The sequence below is a fragment of the Sphingobium sp. MP9-4 genome (assembly GCF_005281675.1).
GTDB classification, from domain to species: Bacteria; Pseudomonadota; Alphaproteobacteria; order Sphingomonadales; family Sphingomonadaceae; genus Sphingobium; species Sphingobium yanoikuyae.
The window spans coordinates 1-2,514 of record NZ_LUFI01000112.1 but is presented as its reverse complement, the minus strand read 5'-3'; the positions used below and the strand labels follow the sequence as shown (position 1 = coordinate 2,514).

The window sequence follows — 2,514 nt, the reverse complement described above, 5'->3', positions numbered from 1 at the left end:
TGTGAATCGGCGTGCAAAAAGAACCCCGTTAGCGGGGTGATCGGCGTCTAAAAGGGACCCCTCATTTCGATAGCTTACACAGTCGCGTGGAAGTTCATGCGGCGAGATCGGGATGTTGGTTTTGGAGACAGTGGTTCGTATCCGGCGTGAGTATGCCGGCGGGAAGGCGATCAAGGCGATCGCGCGTGACCTGCATGTATCGCGGAAGGTAATCCGCAAGGCGATCCGGGCGCCGGACGGCGCATTTGATTATCGACGCAAGGTTCAGCCGCTGCCGCGGATCGGTCCGTTTCAGGATCGCCTGGATGTGTTGCTGGAAGAGAACGAGTTACGGGGGCGGCGTGACCGGCTTCGGATGACGCGTATCCACGACCTTCTGGTGCGTGAGGGTTTCGAGGGCTCTTACGATGCCGTGCGCCGCTATGCGGCACGGTGGAAGATCGAGCGGCGCAGGGATGTCGGAGACGGGACGACTGCCTTCATTCCGATGCTGTTCCAGCCCGGTGAGGCCTACCAGTTCGACTGGAGCCACGAGGATGTCGAGATCGCCGGCAAGCCGATGCGGGTAAAGGTCGCGCATATGCGGCTGTGCGCATCGCGGGCTGTGTATGTCCGGGCCTATCCACGCGAGACCCAGGAGATGCTGTTCGACGCGCATGCGCGCGGCTTTGCCTTCTTCGGCGGCGTGCCCCGGCGCGGCATCTACGATAATATGAAGACGGCGGTGACGAGCGTGTTCACCGGTAAGGACCGGGTGTTCAACCGGCGGTTCCTGATCATGGCCGACCATTACATGGTCGAGCCCACGGCCTGCTCGCCGGCGGCGGGATGGGAGAAGGGCCAGGTCGAGAACCAGGTGCAGACCATCCGAGGGCGCTTCTTCCAGCCCCGTCTGCGGTTCGCCAGCCTCGAGGAGCTCAATGGCTGGCTGGAAGCTGAGTGCCGGCGCTGGGCCGAACGACAAGCCCATCCTGAGCAGGGCGAACAGACCGTGGCGCAGATGCTGGAGATGGAACGCCCTGCATTACAGTCGATGCTGGGGCCGTTCGATGGCTTCAACGAGAGCGAGCACGGCGTGTCGGGCACCTGCCTGATCAGCTACGATCGCAACCGATACTCGGTCCTCTCGACGGTGGCGCGGCGCACGGTGCAGGTTCGGGCCTATGCCGACCGCATTGTCGTGCGATGCGGCGATGAGGTCGTCGCCGAGCATCCCCGCTTCTTCGGGCGGAACCGCACCATCTATGATCCCTGGCACTATCTGCCGGTGCTGGCCCGCAAGCCCGGCGCGTTGCGCAACGGCGCACCCTTCCAGGACTGGGAGTTGCCGCCAGCCTTGGCGCGGTTGCGACGCAAGCTGGGCAACGGCGATGATGCCGATCGGCGGTTCGTGCGCGTACTGGCGGCCGTGCTGACCGATGGCCTGGAACTCGTCGAAGCCGCCGTGCGGGAGGCACTGGCAACCGGCACGGCGAGCGACGATCTGATCCTCAATATCCTGGCACGGCGACGCGAACCGCCACGACCGCTGACGATTGTCACGTCGGAGGACAACGCCCTGAGGCATCCGCCGATCGCCGACTGTGCCCGTTACGACCAACTGAGGAACTTCCATGCAGCGGCATGACATGATCGACGCGATGCGCGGGCTTGGACTCAAGGGGATGGCTGGCGCGTTCGATGAGGCCGTCACCACAGGGCTTCAGCGACAGCGCACGACGATGGAGATACTGACCGATCTACTGCGCGCGGAGGCAACGCACCGTCACGCGGCCTCGATCCGATACCGGATGGCGGCTGCCAAGCTGCCGGTGGTGAAGGACCTCGATGCTTTCCGCTTCGAAGGGACGCCGATCAACGAGGGGTTGGTCCGTTCGCTACACGGCGGCGCATTCCTGCCCGCACGGCGCAATGTCGTTCTGGTCGGCGGCACCGGCACAGGTAAGACCCATCTGGCTATCGCCATCACCGCCAATGTCGTCCGCGCCGGGGCGCGGGGGCGTTACTTCAACACCGTGGATCTGGTGACCCGCCTCGAAGAGGAAGCCCGGATCGGCAAGAGCGGCGCGCTTGCCTCTCAACTCTCCCGGCTCGATCTCGTGGTTCTGGACGAGCTTGGCTATCTGCCGTTCGCCCGTTCAGGCGGGCAGTTGCTGTTCCATCTGGTCAGCAAGCTTTACGAGCAAACCAGCGTCGTCATCACCACCAATCTGGCGTTCGGGGAATGGCCGACCGTGTTCGGCGATCCGAAGATGACCACCGCTCTCCTCGATCGCGTGACCCATCATTGCGACATCATCGAGACCGGCAATGACAGCTGGCGCTTCAAGAACCGAAACTGACCCCCGTCGCACGCCGGGATTAAGATGCTTTGCGCTGCGCGCGCCTCCGGTCGGGCTCCGCCCTCCCTACGCCGCGCGCTGCGCAAGGCGCGTTCCTCGACCTTCCTGCCATCCTTGAAAAGGGGTCCCTTTTGCGCGCCGATCGGGGGTCCCGTTTGCACGCCGATTGACA

2 protein-coding genes are annotated in these 2,514 nt (G+C 64.0%); both read left to right on the top strand.

The window, feature by feature from the left end:
• Positions 1 to 112: 112 nt before the first annotated feature.
• On the top strand, positions 113 to 1,627 hold the full coding sequence (gene istA, locus A0U87_RS26045; RefSeq protein ID WP_137406137.1) for an IS21 family transposase: 1,515 nt from the start codon (positions 113 to 115) through the stop codon (positions 1,625 to 1,627).
• Positions 1,614 to 2,342: an IS21-like element helper ATPase IstB gene (gene istB, locus A0U87_RS26040; RefSeq protein WP_137406136.1), complete on the top strand. Its 729-nt coding sequence runs from the start codon at positions 1,614 to 1,616 to the stop codon at positions 2,340 to 2,342. The genes istA and istB overlap by 14 nt, the downstream gene beginning before the upstream one ends.
• Positions 2,343 to 2,514 lie beyond the last annotated feature (172 nt).

What these genes read in the sequence shown, in the direction of transcription:
- istA (WP_137406137.1), top strand. Translation starts at nt 113, where the DNA reads ATGTTGGTTTTGGAGACAGTGGTTCGTATCCGGCGTGAGTATGCCGGC.
- istB (WP_137406136.1), top strand. Translation starts at nt 1,614, where the DNA reads ATGCAGCGGCATGACATGATCGACGCGATGCGCGGGCTTGGACTCAAG.